21 protein-coding genes are annotated in these 20,718 nt (G+C 65.3%); 3 read left to right on the forward strand and 18 right to left on the reverse strand.

All coding sequences use genetic code 11. From position 1 onward, the window contains the following. Positions 1–3: 3 nt before the first annotated feature. The 4 genes from AC3WOS_RS22435 to AC3WOS_RS22450 form a co-directional block, all read right to left on the reverse strand. Entirely contained in the window at positions 4–1,089 is a 1,086-nt protein-coding gene (locus AC3WOS_RS22435) for an enoyl-CoA hydratase/isomerase family protein (RefSeq protein WP_492718689.1), read from the reverse strand. A gap of 100 nt (positions 1,090–1,189) precedes the next feature. Then, complete coding sequence (locus tag AC3WOS_RS22440; protein ID WP_492718691.1) at positions 1,190–1,600, reverse strand: DUF6691 family protein; 411 nt, start codon at positions 1,598–1,600, stop codon at positions 1,190–1,192. Positions 1,601–1,610: 10 nt separating this feature from the next. Further along, entirely contained in the window at positions 1,611–2,042 is a 432-nt protein-coding gene (locus AC3WOS_RS22445; RefSeq protein WP_492718692.1) for a YeeE/YedE family protein, read from the reverse strand. Continuing rightward, positions 2,042–2,368: a metalloregulator ArsR/SmtB family transcription factor gene (locus AC3WOS_RS22450; RefSeq protein ID WP_492718694.1), complete on the reverse strand. Its 327-nt coding sequence runs from the start codon at positions 2,366–2,368 to the stop codon at positions 2,042–2,044. The genes AC3WOS_RS22445 and AC3WOS_RS22450 overlap by 1 nt, the downstream gene beginning before the upstream one ends. Positions 2,369–2,520: 152 nt before the next feature. Between AC3WOS_RS22450 and AC3WOS_RS22455 the strand changes: the two genes are divergently transcribed. Continuing rightward, positions 2,521–3,507 carry a threo-3-hydroxy-L-aspartate ammonia-lyase gene (locus AC3WOS_RS22455; protein WP_492718695.1) on the forward strand — a complete coding sequence of 329 codons (987 nt, stop codon included), beginning with the start codon at positions 2,521–2,523 and terminating at the stop codon, positions 3,505–3,507. Positions 3,508–3,622: 115 nt separating this feature from the next. Here AC3WOS_RS22455 and hpf read toward each other — a convergent pair whose 3' ends face one another. The 7 genes from hpf to AC3WOS_RS22490 form a co-directional block, all read right to left on the reverse strand. Then, positions 3,623–3,979: a ribosome hibernation-promoting factor, HPF/YfiA family gene (gene hpf, locus AC3WOS_RS22460; RefSeq protein ID WP_182161972.1), complete on the reverse strand. Its 357-nt coding sequence runs from the start codon at positions 3,977–3,979 to the stop codon at positions 3,623–3,625. 74 nt (positions 3,980–4,053) lie between these two features. Then, positions 4,054–5,529 (reverse strand): RNA polymerase factor sigma-54, encoded by a 1,476-nt coding sequence (locus tag AC3WOS_RS22465; protein WP_492718697.1) that lies wholly within the window; start codon positions 5,527–5,529, stop codon positions 4,054–4,056. Between the two features lie 17 nt (positions 5,530–5,546). Continuing rightward, entirely contained in the window at positions 5,547–6,302 is a 756-nt protein-coding gene (lptB, locus tag AC3WOS_RS22470) for an LPS export ABC transporter ATP-binding protein (protein ID WP_492718699.1), read from the reverse strand. 2 nt (positions 6,303–6,304) lie between these two features. Then, entirely contained in the window at positions 6,305–6,880 is a 576-nt protein-coding gene (gene lptA, locus AC3WOS_RS22475) for a lipopolysaccharide transport periplasmic protein LptA (RefSeq protein ID WP_492718700.1), read from the reverse strand. A 27-nt stretch (positions 6,881–6,907) separates the two neighbouring features. Then, positions 6,908–7,501, reverse strand: coding sequence for an LPS export ABC transporter periplasmic protein LptC (gene lptC, locus AC3WOS_RS22480; RefSeq protein WP_492718702.1), 594 nt, complete (start codon positions 7,499–7,501; stop codon positions 6,908–6,910). A 9-nt stretch (positions 7,502–7,510) separates the two neighbouring features. After that, a complete protein-coding gene (locus tag AC3WOS_RS22485) occupies positions 7,511–8,050 on the reverse strand; it encodes a KdsC family phosphatase (protein ID WP_492718704.1) in 540 nt (179 codons plus the stop codon). Then, positions 8,050–9,057 carry a KpsF/GutQ family sugar-phosphate isomerase gene (locus AC3WOS_RS22490; RefSeq protein WP_492718705.1) on the reverse strand — a complete coding sequence of 336 codons (1,008 nt, stop codon included), beginning with the start codon at positions 9,055–9,057 and terminating at the stop codon, positions 8,050–8,052. The genes AC3WOS_RS22485 and AC3WOS_RS22490 overlap by 1 nt, the downstream gene beginning before the upstream one ends. Positions 9,058–9,177: 120 nt before the next feature. On the opposite strand from AC3WOS_RS22490, the gene AC3WOS_RS22495 reads away from it, so the two are divergent. Further along, positions 9,178–11,157 (forward strand): monovalent cation:proton antiporter family protein, encoded by a 1,980-nt coding sequence (locus tag AC3WOS_RS22495; protein ID WP_492718706.1) that lies wholly within the window; start codon positions 9,178–9,180, stop codon positions 11,155–11,157. Positions 11,158–11,166: 9 nt separating this feature from the next. Here AC3WOS_RS22495 and AC3WOS_RS22500 read toward each other — a convergent pair whose 3' ends face one another. From AC3WOS_RS22500 to AC3WOS_RS22520, 5 genes are all read right to left on the reverse strand, one after another. Continuing rightward, the gene (locus AC3WOS_RS22500; protein ID WP_492718708.1) at positions 11,167–12,336 is read right to left on the reverse strand and encodes a GGDEF domain-containing protein; all 1,170 of its coding nucleotides are present in this window, start codon (positions 12,334–12,336) and stop codon (positions 11,167–11,169) included. Between the two features lie 125 nt (positions 12,337–12,461). Next, the gene (locus AC3WOS_RS22505) at positions 12,462–13,316 is read right to left on the reverse strand and encodes an MOSC domain-containing protein (RefSeq protein WP_492718710.1); all 855 of its coding nucleotides are present in this window, start codon (positions 13,314–13,316) and stop codon (positions 12,462–12,464) included. Between the two features lie 194 nt (positions 13,317–13,510). Then, positions 13,511–15,160: an NYN domain-containing protein gene (locus AC3WOS_RS22510; RefSeq protein WP_492718712.1), complete on the reverse strand. Its 1,650-nt coding sequence runs from the start codon at positions 15,158–15,160 to the stop codon at positions 13,511–13,513. Positions 15,161–15,303: 143 nt separating this feature from the next. After that, positions 15,304–15,870: a hypothetical protein gene (locus AC3WOS_RS22515; RefSeq protein WP_492718714.1), complete on the reverse strand. Its 567-nt coding sequence runs from the start codon at positions 15,868–15,870 to the stop codon at positions 15,304–15,306. Between the two features lies 1 nt (position 15,871). After that, entirely contained in the window at positions 15,872–16,384 is a 513-nt protein-coding gene (locus AC3WOS_RS22520; RefSeq protein WP_492718716.1) for a hypothetical protein, read from the reverse strand. A 310-nt stretch (positions 16,385–16,694) separates the two neighbouring features. On the opposite strand from AC3WOS_RS22520, the gene AC3WOS_RS22525 reads away from it, so the two are divergent. Next, the gene (locus AC3WOS_RS22525) at positions 16,695–18,392 is read left to right on the forward strand and encodes an MORN repeat-containing protein (protein ID WP_492718718.1); all 1,698 of its coding nucleotides are present in this window, start codon (positions 16,695–16,697) and stop codon (positions 18,390–18,392) included. Between the two features lie 60 nt (positions 18,393–18,452). Here the strand turns inward: AC3WOS_RS22525 and AC3WOS_RS22530 are convergent, their stop codons facing one another. Together AC3WOS_RS22530 and ychF are read right to left on the reverse strand one after the other, a co-directional pair. Beyond that, on the reverse strand, positions 18,453–19,007 hold the full coding sequence (locus AC3WOS_RS22530) for a DUF2335 domain-containing protein (RefSeq protein ID WP_492718720.1): 555 nt from the start codon (positions 19,005–19,007) through the stop codon (positions 18,453–18,455). A 474-nt stretch (positions 19,008–19,481) separates the two neighbouring features. Beyond that, the gene (ychF, locus tag AC3WOS_RS22535) at positions 19,482–20,573 is read right to left on the reverse strand and encodes a redox-regulated ATPase YchF (protein ID WP_492718721.1); all 1,092 of its coding nucleotides are present in this window, start codon (positions 20,571–20,573) and stop codon (positions 19,482–19,484) included. Positions 20,574–20,718 lie beyond the last annotated feature (145 nt).

Below are 20,718 nucleotides of genomic sequence, written 5' to 3' on the forward strand. Positions count from 1 at the left end.
GCGTCAATCCAGGTGGCGCAGCGGATGGGCGTAGTCCGGCCATACGGGGGCGAAGAAGCGCGCCACCATCTCCGGGGTCACGTCGGCCAGCGCGGCCGGCTGCCACTTGGGGGCATTGTCCTTGTCGATCACCAGCGCGCGCACGCCTTCGAGCACTTCGCCATCCTCGAAATTGTGGCGCACCAGGGTGCGCTCCATGCGCAGGCAGTCGGCCACGTCCAGCGCGGCGCCGCGCTTGAGCAGCTCATGGGTGACGGCCATCATCAGCGGCGAACGGGTCTGCATGGCGGCCAGCGCCTTCTGCGCGAACGGATCGGCATCCTGCGCCAGCGAGGCCATGATGGCGGCCACCGAGGGCGCAGCGAAATGGCGGTCGATCAGGGCCCGCTGCGCCTGCAGCATGGCCTGGCCCGCGTCGGCCCGCAGCGGGGCCGCGAAGGCGGCGATGGCCTCGCGCAGCCGGGCGCCCGGCGTGGCCTCGACCAGGGCCGCCAGCGCCGGCATCTGCGCCGCCGGCACGAAGTGGTCGGCCAGGCCCAGGTACAGCGCGTCGGCCGCGCCTATGGTCAGGCCGGTCAGGCCCAGGTAGTTGCCCAGCTGGCCGGGCGCGCGCGACAGGAAGTAGCTGCCGCCCACGTCCGGGAACAGGCCGATGTTCACTTCCGGCATGGCCATCCTGGTGCGCTCGGTGACGATGCGCACCCTGCAATCGGGTCCGCCCTGGGCCACGCCCATGCCGCCGCCCATCACCACGCCATCCATCAGGGCGATATAGGGCTTGGGGTAGTAGTGGATCAGGTGGTTGAGCGCGTATTCTTCCGTGAAGAAGTCTTCCAGCAGCGCGCTGCCGCCCTGCGGGCCGGCGCGGCCCACGTCGTAGAAGAAGCGGATGTCGCCGCCGGCGCAAAACGCCTTCTCGCTGGTGCTGCGGATGACCACCGCGTCGACGCCGGCGTCGTCGCGCCAGGCCAGCAGGGCGGCCGTCAGGTCGCGCACCATGGCCAGCGACAGGGAATTGAGCGCCTTGGGACGGTCGAGGGTGAGAAAGCCGGTACGGTTGCTGACACTGGTCTGGACGAATTCGCTCATGGCAAGTTGCGGAAAATGATGAAGCGCCTATTCTAACGCGCCCTGCCCGCGCTGCGCGCACCGCCAGCCTTCACGTCCGCCACCTGTCCAGCATCGATGCTCAGCGCCGCTCCAGCAGCTCGAACAGTCCCATGCCGGCCACCATGGCGCCCGTGAACAGCAACGCCTTGGCGCCGCCCGTGGTGAGCGAGGCCAGCGCAGGGCCGGGGCAGAAGCCGGCCAGGCCCCAGCCGGCGCCGAAGATCAGCGCGCCCAGCACCAGGCGGCGGTCGATCACGCGGGTGCCGGGCAGGCTCATGGCCACACCCAGCAGGGTAGCTGGCCGGGTGCCGGCATAGCGGAAGGCCAGCACGCCGACGGCGATGGCGCCGGCCATCACGAGGGCCAGCGACGGATCCCAGCTGCCGCCCAGGTCGAGAAAGCCCAGCACCTTGGCCGGATTGCTCATGCCCGACACGATCAGGCCGATGCCGAAGATCAGGCCGGCCAGCAATGCGATTACGATGGTCATGCGGTTCTCCTTATCCGAACACGTGGCGCGCGAGGTAGACGGTGACGAAGCCAGCCGCCATGAAGGTGGCCGTGGCCACCATCGAGCGCGGCGACAGGCGCGACAGGCCGCACACGCCATGGCCGCTGGTGCAGCCGGAACCATAGCGGGTGCCGAAGCCCACCAGCAGGCCGGCCGCGATCAGGGTGCCGCTGCCGGCATCAATCTGGACCGATGGCAGGCCCGCCACCAGGCCATAGACCAGGGGTGCGCCCACCAGCCCCAGCACGAACGCCACGCGCCAGCCGATGTCGCCCGCGCGCGGGCGCAGCAAGCCGCCCGCGATGCCGGCGATGCCGGCGATGCGGCCGTTAAACAGCAGCAGCAAGGCTGCCGACAGGCCGATCAGCGCGCCGCCGAGCAGCGCGCCCCACGGCGTAAATACGTTCCAGGCGATGGTCATTACTGGGCTCCTTTGCCGTCGTTACAAAATTGCTGGTACAGCACCTGCAGCACGGCCAGCGCGGCCGGGCTGGCGATCCGGTAGAAAATCTGCTTGCCTTCGCGCCGCGTGCTCACCAGCTCTTCCTGGCGCAGCACCGTCAACTGCTGCGACAGCGTGGGCTGGCGGATGCCCGTCAGTTCCTCCAGCTTGCCCACGCTGTATTCGTCCTGCGTCATCTGGCACAGCAGCAGCAGCCGGTCCGGATTGGCCAGCGCCTTGAGCAGGCTGCTGGCCTGCCCGGCCGAGGCCCGCAGGCTGTCGATATCGATGCTCGCATTGTCCATCTGTACTCCCCCACTCCCGCTATCCGTCATGGCAAACATTATACCAAATTATATATTATGTGCATGTATGGTTTCAAGCAGGCGTTTGGACAGTGGCGCCGAATGCTGGCACACTGCCCGCTTGCCTCGATACCCACCGAAAGGACTCCCCCATGACACAATCGACCCTCGCCGTGCAGTACGCCGACATCGCGGCGGCCGCGCAACGGCTGGCCGGCGTGGCGCACCCTACCCCGGTGCTGACTTCGCGCCAGGCCGACGAACGCAGCGGCGCGCAGCTGTACTTCAAGTGCGAGAATTTCCAGCGCGTGGGCGCCTTCAAGTTCCGCGGCGCCTACAACGCCATCAGCTGCCTGGACGAGGAGCAGCGGCGCCGCGGCGTGGTCGCCTTCTCATCGGGCAACCACGCCCAGGGCATGGCCCTGGCCGCACGCATGCTGGGGGTGCCGGTCACCATCGTCATGCCAACCGACGCGCCGGCCATGAAGCTGGCCGCCACCCGCGAATACGGCGCCGAGATCATCCTGTACGACCGCAAGACGGAAGACCGCGAAGTGATCGCCGCCCGCCTGGGCCAGGAACGCGGCCTGGCCGTGATCCCCGCCTACGACCACGCGCACGTGATCGCCGGCCAGGGCACGGCCGCCAAGGAACTGTTCGACAGCGTGGGCGAACTCGATTACCTGTTCGTGAGCACGGGCGGCGGCGGCCTGCTGTCGGGCAGCGCGCTGGCGGCGGCCACGCTGTCGCCGCGCTGCGCCGTGATCGGCGTCGAGCCGGAGGCGGGCAACGACGCCCAGCGTTCGCTGCGCAGCGGCCAGATCGTCCACATCGAGGTGCCCGACACCATCGCCGACGGCGCCCAGACCCAGCACATCGGCAAGCTGGTGCTGCCCATCCTGCAGACCCACGTGCGCGACATCGTCACCGTCAACGACGACCAGCTGCGCAGCCAGATCCGTTTCTTCGCCGAGCGCATGAAGATGGTGGTGGAAGGCGCCGGTGCGCTGGCCGCCGCTGCGGCCATGAACGGGGTGGTCGATATCCGCGGCAAAAAAGTGGGCGTGATCGTCAGCGGTGGCAATATCGATATGGCGCTGTTCGCCGAGTGCATGGCGCGCAGCGCGCCGCAGAACTGACCCCCAGCACGCATACGGTTTATACCATTTATACGGTTTAGACGAAAAGTACGCGACGTAGGGCCGCAAAAAAGGGCGCCAGATGCGCCCTTTGTTTTCTCAAGCCGGGACCGTCTTATGCGGTGGCGGCGGGTTCGAAGGTGTCCGGCAGATGCTTGATCGCATCGTGGCCGTGTTCCTGAACTTTGGATTTGTATTTCATGACCTGACGATCAAGCTTGTCGATCAGGGTGTCGATGGCGGCGTACAGGTCTTGCGACAGGCTCTCCACATACACGGTCTTGCCGGACATGCGCAAATTGATCTCTGCCTTCTGGCGCTTCTCTTTCTCGGTGAGGTTATCTACGGTCAGGATGACAGCAATATCAATCACTTGATCGAAGTGGCGTTTGATGCGCTCCAGCTTGTTCTGCACATATTCGCGAATGGCTGGGGTCACTTCGAGATGATGTCCACTGATGGTGAGATTCATACACACTCCTAAAGATGATGTCGCTTACGGTCAGTGCGCTGCCCTTTCAGGCCGGGCGCGCAGGAACCAGATAACTACAAAGACTTGCGGAGACTGACTGGCGGGATCTTTAATGCTTCGCGATATTTGGCAACAGTTCGTCGCGCAATCACCATGCCTTGTTCTCCCAGCATGTCCGCAATCTTACTGTCGGATAAAGGATTTTTAGGGTCTTCTGCTCCTGTCAATTGCACGATCAGTGCACGTATCGCCGTCGATGATGCTTCTCCCCCCGCTTCGGTGGCGACATGGCTGCCAAAGAAATATTTCAACTCAAACATGCCATGCGGGGTCAGCATATACTTCTGAGTTGTTACCCGAGAAATAGTACTCTCGTGTAGTCCCAGTGTATCAGCAATTTCACGCAACACAAGGGGCCTCATGGCAACGGCGCCGTGCGAGAAAAAATTCTTTTGCCGTTCCACTATGGCTTGCGCCACGCGCAGGATGGTGTCGAAGCGCTGGCGCATGTTCTTGATCAGCCATTTCGCTTCCTGCAGCTGGGCCCCCATGGCGCCCTCGCCCTTGCCCTGCTTGAGCAGGTTGGCGTACATGGCGTTGACCCGCAGGCGCGGCATGACGTCGTTGTTCAAGGTGACCTGCCAGCCGTTGCGGGCCTTCTTGACGATCACGTCCGGCACCACGTAGTCCGACACGTCCGAGGCAAACGCGGCGCCCGGGTGCGGATTGCACTGGCGGATCACGGCCTGCGCTTCGCGCAAGTCCTCGTCGTCGCACTGCATGGCCTTCTTGAGCTTGTTGAAGTCGCGCTGGGCGAACCAGGCCAGGTGCTGTTCCACGATGGCCAGCGCCATGCGGCGCGTCACCAGCGGCACGTGCGGCATGCGCTTGATCTGCAGCGCCAGGCACTCGGAGGCGTTGCGGGCGCCCACGCCCACGGGGTCGAAACTTTGCAATAACGACAAGGCCGTCTGCAGCTCCTCGGGCTCGATGTCCAGTTCTGCCGGCAGGCGGGCCAGGATTTCTTCCAGCGGTTCTTCCAGGTAGCCGTTTTCGTCGAGCGCGTCGATGATGATTTCCACCAGCGCCCGGTCGCGCATTTCCAGCACCGTCACCCGCATCTGCTCCATCAGGTGTTCGCGCAGGGTGCAGTGGTTTGCTTCGAGCTGGGGCCGGGAGTCCTCGTCGTCGGGCGTCTTGCTGCGCCCGGCGTCGCTCCAGTCCATGTCGCCCTCGGGCGCGGCGTCGCCGTCGGCGCCCTCGAACGGCTCGGCCTCGGCCGGCGCGGGCGCATCCTGCTGCTGGCCGGGCGGGCCTTCGGGCGGCGCCTCGGCCGGCGCGCTTTGCTGGCTGATGGCGCCGTCGGCCAGCAGCCGCACGGAATGGTCGAGCGGATCGTCGAGCCGCTCCAGCAGCGGATTGTCGGTCAGCAGCTGTTCCAATTCCTGGTGCAACTCCAGCGTGGACAACTGCAGCAGGCGTATCGATTGCTGCAGTTGCGGGGTCAGCGCGAGGTGCTGCGAAGTGCGCAGTTGCAATGACTGTTTCATGGCTTTACTTACATACCTTACATACGGAAGTGTTCACCCAGATACACGCGACGCACCGATTCGTTGGCGATGATGTCGTCTGGCCGGCCTGACGCCAATACCGTGCCCTGGTTGATGATATACGCGCGGTCGCAGATGCCCAGCGTCTCGCGCACATTGTGATCGGTGATCAGCACGCCGATGCCGCGTTCCTTGAGGAAGCGCACGATGCGCTGGATCTCAATGACGGCGATCGGGTCGACCCCGGCGAATGGTTCGTCGAGCAGCACGAAGCGGGGATTGGTCGCCAGTGCGCGCGCGATTTCGACCCGGCGCCGCTCGCCCCCGGACAGGGACAGCGCCTGGTTCTCGCGCAGCTTCTCGATTTGCAGATCGGCCAGCAGGGTATTGAGCCGTTCATCGATTTCGGCCTTGGATAAAGGCTTGCCGTTCACTTGCTGGATTTCCAGCACGGCGCGGATGTTTTCTTCCACCGTCAGCTTGCGGAACACGGACGCTTCCTGCGGCAGGTAGGACAGGCCCATCACGGCCCGCCGGTGGATGGGCAGCGACGAAATGTCGACGCCCGAGATGTCGATGGTGCCCGCGTCCGACGGCACCAGGCCCACGATCATGTAGAACGAGGTGGTCTTGCCGGCGCCGTTGGGGCCCAGCAGGCCCACCACTTCGCCGCACTCGACCTGCAGCGAGACGTCGTGCACCACCTGGCGCTTGCCGTAGCTCTTTTGCAGACCGCGCACGATCAGGGTGCTGCCGCAGCGTTGCATGTCCATGCTCATTTCCCCGCCGGCGGCACGGAAGCCGCTGCCGGCGCCGGGCTCTTGTTGGACGGCTGGATCACCATGGTGCCGCGGCCGGCACCCGGCTTGCTCTCGCCGGTGGCCGTGTTCTTGACGGCGAAGAATTCCTTGCGGCTGTCGTAGGAGATGAATTCGCCCTGCACTTCATCGCTGGGCTTGCCCGCCTCCAGACGCCGGATCCGGGCCTTGGCGAACAGCTTGACCAGCTCCGTCTTGCCGTCGTATTCGATGCGTTCGGCCTGGCCTTCCACCCACTGGTCGCCGGCGCCGTCGCGCTTCTGGCGGAAGGTGGCCGGGGTGCCGGGGGTGCTGGTCATGGTCACGTACTGGTAACCTTCCGGGTCTTCATGCACCACGGCCTTGGGCGACTTCATCTGCAAGGTGCCGCGGGTCAGGATCACGTTGCCGGTGGCGATCTTGATCTGTTTGACGTCGTCCACTTCCAGCTGGTCGAAGGCGATTTCAGTCGGCTTGCTGGAGTCCGCCTTTTCAGCGTGGGCCAGGCCGGCCGCCGCCCACAGCAGGGCCGCCGACAGGATGAGTTTTTTCATTGCGAATCCGTTCTATATCGTTCTGTATCAATGCGCCGCACGGGGCGGCAGGTGGATCTGGCCGCGCCCGCCCAGCGCGATCTGGCGCGTGGCGTTGTCGGCCTTCATGCCGGTGCCGCGGGCGCTGGAGGCGCCCAGCTGCAGCTCGACCGGCTGGTCCGTTTCCATTTTCTCGTCGTCCGGGTACAGCGTCAGCGCGGACGTGGTCATGCGCATGGCCTGGCTGTTGGCCGCGGCCGGGCGGACCACGCGCACGTCGCCGCTGAGCTTGACGCGGCTGTTATCCTGGTCCACCCGGGCCTGGTCGGCCCGCACGTTCATGGGCGGCTGGTCGCCCGCCAGGCTGTGCACGGTGGGATGGTCCACGTCGGACGAATCGTCGGCCGGGTGGTGGGTCAGCTTGTCGCCGGCGATGATGTAGCTGGGCTGGCCGGCCTTGTTCAGGCGCACGAAGCTGAAGCGCTCGATGATGTAGTCCGGCTCGTTGCGGTGGCTGTCGGCCTCCGCCTGGCGGCCCGCCTGGTTGACCACCTGCACCAGCCAGAACGTGCCGAGCGCGCATGCCACGCCGAACAGCATGATCAGGGTCAAACGCCAGCGGTGTGCCGTTTTCTTGTGCATGATGCCGCCTCAGACCAGGAACTGGGCCATGATCTTGTCGTAGTTGCCCTGGGCCCGCAGCAGGAATTCGCACACCTCCCGCACGGCGCCGCCCCCGCCCCGCGCTTCCGTCACGTGATGCGCGCGGCTGAGCACATCGGCCCGGCCGTTGGGTACGGCCACGGCGAAGCCGACCCGGGTCAGGATGGGCAGGTCGACCACGTCGTCGCCGATGAAGCCCACCTGGTCGGCCGTCAGGCCCGTCTTGGCCAGCAGGGCGTTGAACGGGGTCAGCTTGTCGTGCCCGCCCTGGTGCAGGAAACCGATGCCCAGGTCGGCCGCCCGCTTGACCACCTGCGGCGACACGCGCGCGCTGATGATGGCCGTCTGCACGCCCGATTCCTGCAGCAGCTTGATGCCCAGGCCGTCGTGCACATTGAAGGTCTTGAGCGCTTCGCCCTCGGCGCCGTAGTGCAGGCTGCCGTCCGTCAGCACGCCGTCCACGTCGAAGATCATCAGCTTGACCTTGGCGGCGCGGGCCACGTTTTCCAGTTTGTAGGCGTCTTTCATCAGATCACCTTGGCGCGGGTCAGGTCGTGGATGTGCAGTGCGCCCACCAGCTTGCCGGCCTCGTCCACCACCAGCATCTGGTTGATGCGGAACTGTTCCATCACGGCCACGGCGTCCACCGCCAGCTTTTCGGGCGTGATGGTGCGCGGGTTGGGGTGCATCACGTCGCGGATCACGACCTGGGTGAAATCCTGCACCTTCTCGATCATGCGGCGCAAATCGCCGTCCGTGAACATGCCCACGGGGCGGCCGTCGGCGTCCACGATGGCCGTCATGCCCATGCCCTTCTGGGTGATTTCCAGCAGCGCGTCCGTCAGCTTGACGTCGGCCGTCACGCGCGGCACGGCGTCGCCGCTGCGCATCACGTCGCGCACGTGGGTCAGCAGGCGCCGGCCCAGGGCGCCGCCCGGATGGGAGCGCGCGAAATCCTCTTCCTTGAAGCCACGCAGGTCCAGCAGGGCCACGGCCAGGGCGTCGCCCAGCGCCAGCGTGACGGTGGTCGAGGCCGTGGGCGCCAGGTTGAGCGGGCACGCTTCCTTGGCCACCGATACGTCCAGGTGCACGTCGGCCAGCTGCGCCAGGCTCGAATTGGGCTTGCCCGTCATGGAAATGAGGGCGCTGCCCATGCGCTTGACAACGGGCAGGATGGCCATCAGCTCCGCACTTTCGCCCGAATAGGAAATGGCGATGAAGGCGTCGTCGGCCGTCACCATGCCCAGGTCACCGTGCGCCGCTTCGGCCGGATGCACGAACAGGGCCGGGGTGCCGGTCGAGGCCAGCGTGGCGGCGATCTTGCGGGCGATGTGGCCGGACTTGCCGATGCCCGACACGACGACGCGGCCCTTGCAATTGAGCAAGAGCGACACGGCGCGGCCCACGCTGTCGTCCGTGGCCAGGCGCGCGTGCAGGGCGGCGATGGCGTCGGCCTCGATCTGCAGCGTCTCGCGGGCCAGTTCCAGGGCCCGGCTGGCAGTGGCCGGGTCAATTCGATCAAAAGCTTTCAGCATTGTTTTTTCATGGGTTACACTCATGCCGAAAGTATAGCCGAATTGGGTAAGCAAAAAACTTGCCAGTGGTAACAAAGGCTGACAAACAACGGAATCGACCACCCCATGATACGGAATTAAATGTTTTCATCCCTGGAACTGACTCTCTTGCTGCTGGGCGCGGCCGTGCTCGGCGTGGTCGCATTCCGGATGATGCATATGCCGCCCATGCTGGGCTACCTGGCCGTAGGCATCCTGATCGGCCCCCACGCGCTGGGCCTGGCCGAACAGAACGAGGCCAGCCAGACACTGGCCGAATTCGGCGTCGTGTTCCTCATGTTTTCCATCGGCCTGGAATTTTCCACGGCCAAGCTGATGGCCATGCGCAGCATCGTGTTCGGGCTGGGCATGGCCCAGGTGGGACTGACCATCGCCCTCACCATGGGCTTCGGCTGGCTGATCGGCAGCCTGCTGCCGGCCAGCCTGCACCTGGGCTGGCAGGCCGCGTTTGCGCTGGGCGGGGCGCTGGCCATGTCGTCCACCGCCATCGTATCCAAGATGCTGACGGAGCGGCTGGAACTGGAAAGCGCCCATGGCCGCAAGATCATCGGCATCCTGCTGTTCCAGGACCTGGCCGTGGTGCCGCTGCTGATCCTGATTCCGTCGCTGACGGAGCAGCCCGACCGCCTGCTCGAAACGCTGGGCTGGGCCAGCCTGAAGGCGGTGGCCGTGCTGGTGCTGCTGCTGTTCTTCGGCCAGAAGCTGATGCGGGGCTGGTTCACCATCGTCGTCAAGCGCCGTTCGCAGGAACTGTTCATGCTCAACCTGCTGCTGGTAACCCTGGGCGCGGCCTGGATCACGGAGCGGGCCGGCCTGTCGCTGGCGCTGGGCGCGTTCGTGGCCGGCATGCTGATTTCGGACACGGAATACAAGCACCAGGTGGAGGAAGACATCAAGCCCTTCCGCGACGTGCTGCTGGGGCTGTTCTTCATCACCATCGGCATGCTGCTCAACGTGCGCCTGGTGCTGGAAAACTGGTGGCTGGTGCTGCTGTTGCTGGCCGGCCCCGTGCTGCTCAAGTTCGCCCTGATCGCCGGGCTGGCCAAGCTGTACGGCGCCACCGACGGCGTGGCCCTGCGCACGGGACTGGCGCTGGCCCAGGCCGGCGAATTCGGCTTCGTGCTGCTGAACCTGGCCGGCGGCAGCCATCTGCTGGCGCCCGACATCGTGCAGGTGGTGCTGGCCTCGATGGTGCTGTCGATGCTGGCCGCGCCCTTCATCATCGCCAAGTCGGACCAGATCGTGATGAAGGTGTCGAGCAATGAATGGATGATGCAGTCGCTGGCCCTGACCAAGATCGCCAGCCGCACCATGTCGACCCAGAAGCACGTGATCCTGGCCGGCTTCGGGCGCAGCGGCCAGAGCCTGGCCACCTTGCTGGGCGAGGAGAAGATAGCCTACCACGCGCTCGACCTGGACCCGGAGCGGGTGCAGGAGGCGCAGACGGCCGGCGCCAACGTGTCCTACGGCGACGCGGCCCGGCGCGAAAGCCTGGTGGCGGCCGGCATCTACCGCGCCAGCGCCATCGTCATCACGTACGCCAGCACGCCGTCGGCACTCAAGGTGCTGCACCTGGTGCATGAACTGGCGCCCACCCTGCCCGTCATCGTGCGGGCCCATGACGATACGGACCTGGACCGGCTGAAGGCGGCCGGCGCGACGGAAGTGGTGCCGGAACTGATGGAGGGCAGCCTGATGCTGGCCTCGCACGCCTTGGTGCTGCTGGGCGTGCCGCTGCGGCGCGTGGTGCACCGGGTGCAGACGGCGCGCGAGGAACGCTACGCCTCGCTGCGCGGCTACTTCCACGGCGCCAGCGACAGCAGCGAGGAGGCGGACCTGGTGCGCCTGCATTCGGTCACGCTGGGCGAAGGGGCGGCCGCCATCGGCAAGTCGCTGGGCGAGCTCAATCTGGACGACACGGGGGCGGAAGTGGCCAGTATCCGGCGCGGCATGGGCCGCATGGAGGTGGCGCCGCAGACCATGCTGGCGCCCGACGACGTGGTGGTGGTGCGCGGCCCGGCTGACGCCGTCAGCGGGGCCGAGAGCCGGCTGCTGCGCTGAGCGTGGCGCTCACGCCGGCACGTGGCGGATGACGCGGTTGCGCCCGCCCGCCTTGGCCTGGTACAGCGCGCCGTCGGCGCGCGAGATCAGTTCACGGGCCACCAGTTCCGGTTCGCCTGCAGCCAGGTCCGGGTCGAGGCAGGCCACGCCGATCGACACCGTGACGGACAGCTGCACTTCATGCGCCAGGTTGATCATGGTGCCGGCCACGCTGGCGCGGATGCGCTCGGCCACGAAGGCGGCGCTGTCGAGGTCCGCATCGATCAGCAACACGACGAATTCCTCGCCGCCGAAACGGGCCAGTGCGTCCGACAGGCGCAGTTCGTCCTTGATGCGGGCCGCCACTTCGCGCAGCACTTCGTCGCCGCCCTGGTGGCCCACCGTGTCGTTGACGCGCTTGAAGTGGTCGATGTCGATGTACATGAAGGCGATCGGATAGCGCTGGCGCCGCGCGCGGGCGATCTCCTCGAGCAGACGCCGGTCCAGGTAGCGCCGGTTGTAGACGCCCGTCAGCGAGTCCGTCAGGCCGATGTACTTGAGCATCTCGTTGCTGATCACGTTTTCCAGGCAGATGGCGATGATGGAGGCCATATGCTCGATGAAGTCCGTGCCCAGGCTGGGCGTGAAGCGGGCCGGGTCCACACTGCCCAGGTTGAGGCAGCCGATGATGCGCTTGTTGCGCATCAGGGGCACCAGGGCCACGCTTTGCAGGGCGGCCGGCGCTGCGGGGAACGGCAGTGCATGGCGCACGGGATCGTACATGCCCAGCTGCGGGCGCGGCGGCGGCGTGCCGGCCGTGCGGCGGCCCAGGTCGAAACCGAGTTCGTCGAGCTGCTCGACGAAGACCAGTTGCGGAAAGTCGGCGAACACCACGCCTAGCTTGCCCATCACGGTGCGGATGTCGGCATCCTCGTCGATCAGGGTCAGGGTCACGCTTTCCAGCTCGGAGATGACGGGCAGGGTGCGGAAGATGGTGCCCACCAGTTCGGGGAAGGTGGCGGCGCCCACGATCTCCAGGTCGAACGCCTGGTGGCGGCACATGATCGAGTGGTTGCGCTCGGCCTGCTCCAGCAGGTAAGCCATGCGGGCACGCAACGCCTGGTTCTCCGCCGCCAGCTCGCCGGCCCGCGTGGCGGGATCAGCGTGGGACGGCAGCGCGCCTGTGACTGTGTGCGTCATATAAACCCTTACTCGATAGCGACTGCGACCAATGACCGTGCCGGAGCGTTGCTGTCTTTATCATCCGGCAAGTCACAACATTACGCCAAGTAAGGATGCTTGGAAATGCCAAAAAGTAAATTCCGTTACAAAAACGCCAATTCGACATCGACTTCCTGCCCCAGCCGGATGCGCTGGCCGGCGCCGGCCACGACGATGCTGTTCATGCCGAAGCAGATGGCGCCGTCCAGCTCCGGCTTGGCACGGTAGCTGCGCAGCAGGTCCACCGGGTCGGGGCCGGCCTGGCCCGTGTCCTGGTCCACGGACGGGATGGGACAGCGCGAACATGGCTTGACGGGACGCAGTTCCGCTTCGCCCAGGCGATAGGCGGCCGCATAGTCTTCCTCGAACGCGTCCAGGCCAGCGATGACCAGGTTGGGGCGGAAGCGGTTCATGGGGACGGGCGCGCGGCCGGCCGCCACCAGCCGGCTATTGAGGTCGTCCAGCGAGGCGGCGCCGGCCACCAGCACCGGATAGCCGTCGGAGAACATGGTGGTGGCCGCCACGCCCCGGGTCCACTTCTCGCTGACCTTGCGCAGCGCATCGGCATGGAAGCGCACCAGCCGGCACGGCACGCCGATGGCGTTGCTGAACCAGGCGGCGGTCAGCTCGTCGCAGTCGTAGGCCAGCACGCTGTCGTCCCATACCTGCACCGTTTTCGCGACGGCGTCCCCGGGGTCGGGCAGGCCCAGCGGAATTTCCAGGCGCAGCATGCCGGGCGCCCGCAGTTCCAGCGTGTCGCCCTTCAGGCGGGGCACGATCAGGGCCATGCGCGGGTGTTCGCGCTGGGTCATGAAGCGCCCTTCCCCATCTACCACCATCCATTCGCGGTCGTAGATCTGCTGGGTCATCAGACCCGCTTCGGTCAGCGTGGCTTCCTGCAGCGCCAGGCCGGCGCAGGATTTGATGGGATAGAGGGTGATGGCGGTCAGCGTAGGCATGTGCAGGCAGGCAGCGCCGTGGGCGTTGCGGCAAAGTTGTGCAAAAGTGAAGTATGGCAGAAAGCGCGCGATGCTGTCTCGCGGCGCGGACCGGGGGGGGGGGCGGGGGCATGGCGCGTGGCGCCATGCCCGGAGGCGCCATGCCCGGAGGCGCCAAGGCGGTGCGCCTTGGGCCGGGTACTTGATACGGGCGCTTACGCTTCGGACTTGGCGTCCTTGCGCGGACGGCGGCCCCGCGGCTGGGGCTTGCGGGCAGGCTTGGCGGCCGATTCCGCGTCCTGTGCGGCGGCGGCAGGCGCCTCCGCAGCCGGGGCGGCCGTCTGGACTTCGGCGGCCGGGGTCACCGCTTCCGCAGCGCCGGCCACGTCGGCGGCAGCCGGCTTGGCCTTGCCCTTGGCCGCAGGCTTTTTCTTCGGCGTGGCCTTGGCGGCGGCGCGGCCACCCTTGGCCGGCTTGGCGGACTTGGCGGGCTTGGCCGCGTCGGCTGCCACCTCAGTCACGTCAGCCGCTTCCGCTGCTGGCGCGTGGTCGATACGCTGCTCGAGCACATCTTCGGCATGCCGGGCGGCGATGGCGCTGTCGTCAGCCTGCGCCGGCATGGCGCTGGCCGCTTCAGCCGATGCGTGCCCGCCCTTGCGTTCTGCCTGTTTGCGGCCACCGCGCTTGCCGCGGCCATGACGACCTTCCTGGCGCGGCTCCACCACCTCGGCCGGAATGTCGATGATGTCGCTGCTATCGCTGACGTCGCCCGTCTCGATCACTTCGACCAGTTCCACCACTTCCACCACTTCGAACGGCTCGGCCTCCAGCACTTCAGGCTCGGCATCGAGCACCAGTTCCGCGGCGCGCTCGTCGGCGCGCTCGGCATGGCGGCCAGACTGGCCGCGGCCACGGCCACGGCCGCGACGGCCATCCTGGCGCCCTTCCGGACGGCCTTCCTGGCGCGGCGTTTCCGCCGCGTCGCCCGCTGCGCCGCCATCGGCCGCGCCGGTGCCGTCGGCCAGGCCGTTGCTGATGGCCGCACCGCTGCTGCGGTACACATAGGCGCCCGATTTCTCGTCACGGCCAAATTCCAGCAGGCCGCGCGCGCGCGCTTCCTCCAGCAGGTTGCCGAAGGTGCGGAAGCTGTAGTACGACTCGCTGAAGTCGGGCTTGCGGCGCTTGATCGCCTCTTTCAGCACGGAAGCCCAGATCTTGCCGCTGTCGCCACGCTCGGACACCAGCGCGTCGAAGGTGCCGACCACGATTTCCATGGCCTGGTTGCGGCGCTTTTCCATGTCGTCGCGGCGGCGCTTCTCCTCTTCCGGGGTGCGCTTGACGGCCGGCGGCGCTTCGCGCGGATCTCGCTTGGCGGCGGCGCGGCGGCTCTCGCGCACCAGGTCGTCGTAGAAGATGAATTCGTCGCAGTTGGCCACCAGCAGGTCCGAGGTGGACTGCTTGACGCCCACGCCGATCACTTTCTTGGCGTTCTCGCGCAGCTTGGACACCAGCGGCGAGAAATCGGAATCGCCCGAGATGATGACGAAGGTGTCCACGTGCGACTTGGTGTAGCACAGGTCCAGCGCATCGACGACCATGCGGATGTCGGCCGAGTTCTTGCCCGACTGGCGCACGTGGGGGATTTCAATCAGCTCGAAGTTTGCCTCGTGCATGGGCGCCTTGAAGGCCTTGTAGCGGTCCCAGTCGCAATAAGCCTTCTTGACGACGATGCTACCCTTGAGCAACAGGCGCTCCAGCACCGGCTTGATATCGAACTTGTCGTAATTGGCGTCGCGCACGCCGAGCGCCACGTTTTCAAAATCGCAGAACAGCGCCATGCTGACGTTATCGTTGGAGGAAGCCATGTGGAATGTGTTTTTCTAGTGAGGAGAGTGAGGCTGGCGCAGCCGCGCGCCGAAGGCAATGCGGAGATTATACCGAACTGGCATGGCGGCGTTGGTGAATTGGCCAGCCGTGCCCGCGCCACCAGCCGGCCGCGGCCCGGTGCTCAGCGGCCGGCGCCGGACCCGGGGCGCTGCTGGCCGGCGCCAGAGGCCGCAGGCTGCTGGCCAACGCCGCCTTCCCTGGCCGGCTCCCCTTTGGCCCAGCGGCTGACGGCCGCGTTGATATCGTCCAGCGATTTGGCGCCCAGGATCAGGGCCCCGATGATGAGCAGGGCCACCATGTTGGCAATGACGCCCGTCACGGCGTCGCGCATCCAGCCGCGCATGGTCTTGCGTTCGTCAAACTGGCGGCGCACGTCTTCCTTCATGGCCGCCGCCAGGGCGCCGAGCGCGACTTCCACCTTGATTTCGTTGATCTTCTTTTCCGTGCCCATGGTCAGGACCTGCTGGCTGAGCGCCCGGCCCCGTTCCAGATAGCCATGCAAGGCGTGCGGCAGCAGGTTCATGGAGCGGAACGCGTCCAGCGCGGCCGCATCGGGTAACTGGCCGCCGTGGTCGGCCATGTACTGTACCGTCCATTCCACCTTGTGCCGTTTGTAGATGGTGTAGGCGAAAGCACCGGCCATGTCGCCGCCCTCCTCCATCAGGGCCTGGAAGATGTGGTCGGCCACGTCAGCCTCCACGCTCCAGGCTCTGGCTGGCGCGGATGCCAATTTCCTTCAGCTCGTCGGCGGTGTAGGTGATGTGGTCGAGCAGGCGCCGGTCGGCATTGGACAAGCCGAGGTAGGGCAGTTCGTCGCTCTGGCCGACAGTGGACGCCGGCGCTTTCTTGAGCGAGCACAGCAGGTCAACCGCCTTGCACTTCCAATAGTCCAGGCTGGTCCAGTCGGTGCCGGAGGTGACGAGTGCGGTCGCGGGCAACAGCTGGCGCAGGGCGTCCCAGCGCCTATCCGGCTGGCCTTGGGCCGATGCGGCCCAGTCCATGAACGCCGGCGCGTCCAGCCGGGCCTTGGCGTACAGCTCGGCGAGCGCCTTGAGCTCTTCCGGGCTGAATTTCAGCTCCGTGCCCGCAGCCGCTTGCTGGCGATGCCGGGAGACGGTCTCCTGCAGCGCCTTGCGGGCGTCCAGCGTGTTGAGCACGTCCAGCGTTTCGGCCATGCTGAATGGTTTGAATTTGGCAATCATGGTGGCCTCCGTTTCCAGCCCCTGAATGGCCAGCATAGCACGAAGCGGAGCGCCCGGTCTGCGCGGCGGCAAAGGTGAAACGCCGCCGCGGCCGACGGGGATGTCGGGCACGCAATAGCTTTTTTACCACACATCATCAAATTCCCATCAGGAAATTGCTTTTGCATACCAACAAACCATTTCGTCATGGAAATTGTTAGTTTAGTATGCATTGATGCGGCCCGCCCGCTGACCTTTGTTGACGAGAAGCGGCATGCGCAGAGCTGGCAAACCCAAGGTATACCCGAACGGTCGCGGCCGCCCCGCAGCCATGGCACCGATAGGCCAGCCGTCCGGCGGCACACCCGGTCGCTTGGGGGGCCGGGCCCTCTGGCGCATTGCACCGCTTGCCATCCTGCTGGCCGGCTGCGGCACGACCTACACGGTCGACGACGGCAGCCCGGTCGATGAAAAACTGCTGGCGCGCATCCGCACCTACGGCAAGGGGCAGCAGGTATTGCGGCCCAACGTCGTCAAGACGGCACAACTGAAGGACCCCGATTGCAGCACGCAGTACGAACTGCCGTTCGTGACGGCGTCGTCCTACGACCTGCCGAAGGAAAAGAAAATTGCCTGGGTACGGGGGCTGGGCGTGGATGAACGCCTCACCGTGATCGCTGCCACGCGCGAGTCCGGCCTGGCATTGGGCGAGCACATCGAAAAAGTGGACGGCTACAGCAAGGCCGATACGGCCAAGATGCTCGAAGAACTGGAGAGCCTGCGCGACGGCGGGCGCGCGTTCAAGATCACGCTGGCCGGCGGCCGGACGATACCGGTCACGCCGGTCGAAGTGTGCCGTGGCCACGTCAACCTGGCCGCGCCGGAGGCAGAGGAAGCGCAAAACTATCACTGGCTCCAGAGCACCCACCCGCTGGACCTGTTCACGCTGGAGCTGACGCCCGACGAGGCGCTGTGGCTGGTCTTGTGGACCCAGGGCTTGTCCGAGGAAGCGGGCGCCCGGATGAAGGTCTACCACTACGGCCTGAAGATCGTGCGCACCGGATTCACGGTCGCCACCGTGGTCAGCGGCGTGGGCGCCATCGCCAACGCCGCCAACACGGCCGCGGCGGCGGCGGCCACCGCCCAGGCCAGCCGGACCGCCGGCCAGGCGGCGCTGCAGGCGGCCGCCAAGGTCGCCGCCGACCAGGCCGCGGCCGCGCTGCGGCAAAAGACGCTCGATACGGTGCAGACCCTGGCCAGGAACCAGGCGCAGGCCATCGCCATCGATTCGCTCAAGGCCGCCAGCTTGTTCAAGGATAGCCTGAGCGGCGTGTCGTGGGTGGCCGGCACCGGCTTCTACATGGCCGACCAGTGGGCCATCGAGCGCATGGCCAGACTGGGACGCGACCCCATTGCCGCCTACACGCTGCATTACAAGCTGGCCTCCAGGGCGATGGCGCAGAACGCCTTCGTGTTCGATGCGGATCGCCTGAAATGGATGATGGGCTACTCGGACAAGCATGCCATGACGGAGCGCGTGCAGCTGGCCATGAATGGCGAGGATCCGGACGGGCCGATCACCTACAGCGTGGCCAACTCCGTCGATCCCGATGGCCTGGTGACGTATGTATCGGACGAACCGCTGCCCGCCAAGGCCGCAGCCGCCTTGGCCGCCGCGCCGGCCATCCGCGTGGTGGCCGGCGACGCCATCATCGAAGGGGCATTTGTGCTCGACCCCAACCAGGCCACCTACTCCGGCAACGGCAAGGTGATGTGGGCCAACGGCGACGTCTATGTGGGCGAACTGGCGGCCGGCTACCGCATGGGGACGGGACGCATGGACTGGGCCAACGGCGACCGCTACGAAGGCCAGTGGCGGTCCAACCTGCGCCACGGCAAAGGCACGCTGACCTGGAAGAACGGCGACAGCTGGAGCGGCAACTTCAGGGAAGACGAGCAGACGGCCGATGGCGTGCTGACCCGCAACGGCGCGCCGGCCGGGCAGGCGGCAGCGACCAATAACGGATAGCCAGCAGCGCTCTTCCTGTGCTGGTTCCTGGAGAGCGTTTGTACGCGAATAGCCAGAAGGCTACTCCGCGTCGTCATGATCAGTGTCAGCCGCATCGGACGTATCCTTGCGGCTCTGCAAGAAGCCCGTCACCGTCCCAATAATCGTCGTCGTTAAAACGATACCCGCAAGCCAATCCTTGTCCATCGAAGCGAACAATGCCGACATGGCATAGCCTCCAGTAATGAGGCTCCAAGCCATCCAGTGAACTCGACGGTTGTCCCCCTGCTGGGCTTCCAAGGCTCTGGCCTGAAGTTCCCGCGAGTGTCTGGAATCCTCTTCAAAAACGCGAAGAATCCGTTCTGGCGCATCCGCCACAACCTCGCCATATTTCTTGAATATATCTGGATGGGGAATTGGCCCATTGAACGAAGTGCGTTCTTGATGAAGAGCCAATACGCGCTGCTGCACTGGGTCGGTTCCCGGCAGGATCGTAGTCGCTACATGAGGCAACGGCCCCTTGGGCTTGCTCACCCGAACAAGAGCAGGCTGATCACCTACGTTGCTTGGCTGAGAAGTGGATGAGACGTGGTTAGATTTTGCTTGTTTATTTGAGATTTTTTTGTTTCTCGACATCGCGTCCAACCTTCGTGATGGCGTGGTTCAGCTCTTGACCAACACGAGTCCAAGAGGCGCGCATCATACGCTCGGCCCCAGTGCGAACAACAATCTTGTCATACCCACCGTGATTCCGAAGGGAAAAAACAGTCGGCATTGCGGTTAAGAGTTTTTGTTTCATAAAATGAATAATACACTGATTCCTCTTGACAGATCGCCCCATTGTCCTGGGGTCGTGACAACAACCAGAGATTCTGGTCAATCCTTACGAAATCTCAACCACCATTGGCGCCCTGCCCCTCCGGGAGCGTGCCGCATAGCAGGGCCGCCGCACGATGGCGGAATCGTGTTGCAATGCAACAATTATCATCAGGCCATCGCATCATCCCAGAAAACAAAAAGTGCCTGATTTCACAGGAGAATCAGGCACTTTTCGAGGCTCAAGAACGCTATATGAAGTTCTATGGCATCCGAAATCTCTCTCAGGGCAACTTAGACGTTGAACAGGAAGTTCAGCACATCGCCATCCTTGACCACATATTCCTTGCCTTCGGCGCGCATCTTGCCCGCTTCCTTGGCGCCCGCCTCGCCCTTGTAGGCGATGAAGTCGTCGTAGGAAATGGTCTGGGCGCGGATGAAGCCGCGCTCGAAGTCGGTGTGGATCACGCCGGCCGCCTGCGGCGCCGTGTCGCCCACGTGGATGGTCCAGGCGCGCACTTCCTTCACGCCGGCCGTGAAGTAGGTCTGCAGACCCAGCAGCTTGTAGGCGGCGCGGATCAGGCGGTCCAGGCCCGGCTCTTCCATGCCCATGTCGGCCAGGAAGGCGCCCTTGTCGGCGTCGTCCAGGTCGGCGATTTCCGATTCGATGGCGGCGCAGATGGCGACGATGGGCGCGTTCTGGGCGGCGGCGAAGGCGGTCAGCTGGTCAAGCAGCGGATTGTTGGTGAAGCCGGAATCGGACACGTTGGCCACGTACATGGCCGGCTTGGCCGTGATCAGGCACAGCGACTTGATGAGCAGCATCTCGTCGGCGTCCAGGCCCAGGGTGCGCACCGGCTTGCCTTCGTTCAGGTGCGGCATCAGGCGCTCGCACAGGGCGACCAGCTTGGCGGCATCCTTGTCGCCGGAGCGGGCTTTCTTGTTTTCGCGGTGGATGGCTTTTTCCACCGTGCCCATGTCGGCCAGGGCCAGCTCGGTCTGGATCACTTCGATGTCGTCCAGCGGGCTGATCTTGCCGGCCACGTGGATCACGTTGTCATCCTCGAAGCAACGTACGACGTTAACGATGGCATCGGTCTCGCGGATGTGGGACAGGAACTGGTTGCCCAGGCCTTCGCCCTTGGAGGCGCCCGCCACCAGGCCGGCGATGTCGACGAATTCGACGATGGCATTGACCATGCGCTCGGGCTTGACGATCTCGGCCAGCTTGTCCATGCGGGGATCGGGTACTTCGACCACGCCCACGTTGGGCTCGATGGTGCAGAACGGGTAGTTTTCGGCCGGGATGCCGGCCTTGGTCAGGGCGTTGAAGAGGGTGGACTTGCCGACGTTAGGCAGGCCGACGATGCCGCATTGGAGACTCATGTGAACCTTTAATTATCAATCATGCCGGCGAGCGGCACTGAAAAACGGCCGGCGAGGCGGCGTTTACTGGAATTTTTGCTGTTTTGCAGCGTTCAAGGGTCAATTGTAACTCTCTCGCCACCGCTATTCAAAAAAATCCCCGACA

Source organism: Rugamonas sp. FW305-51 (assembly GCF_058786935.1).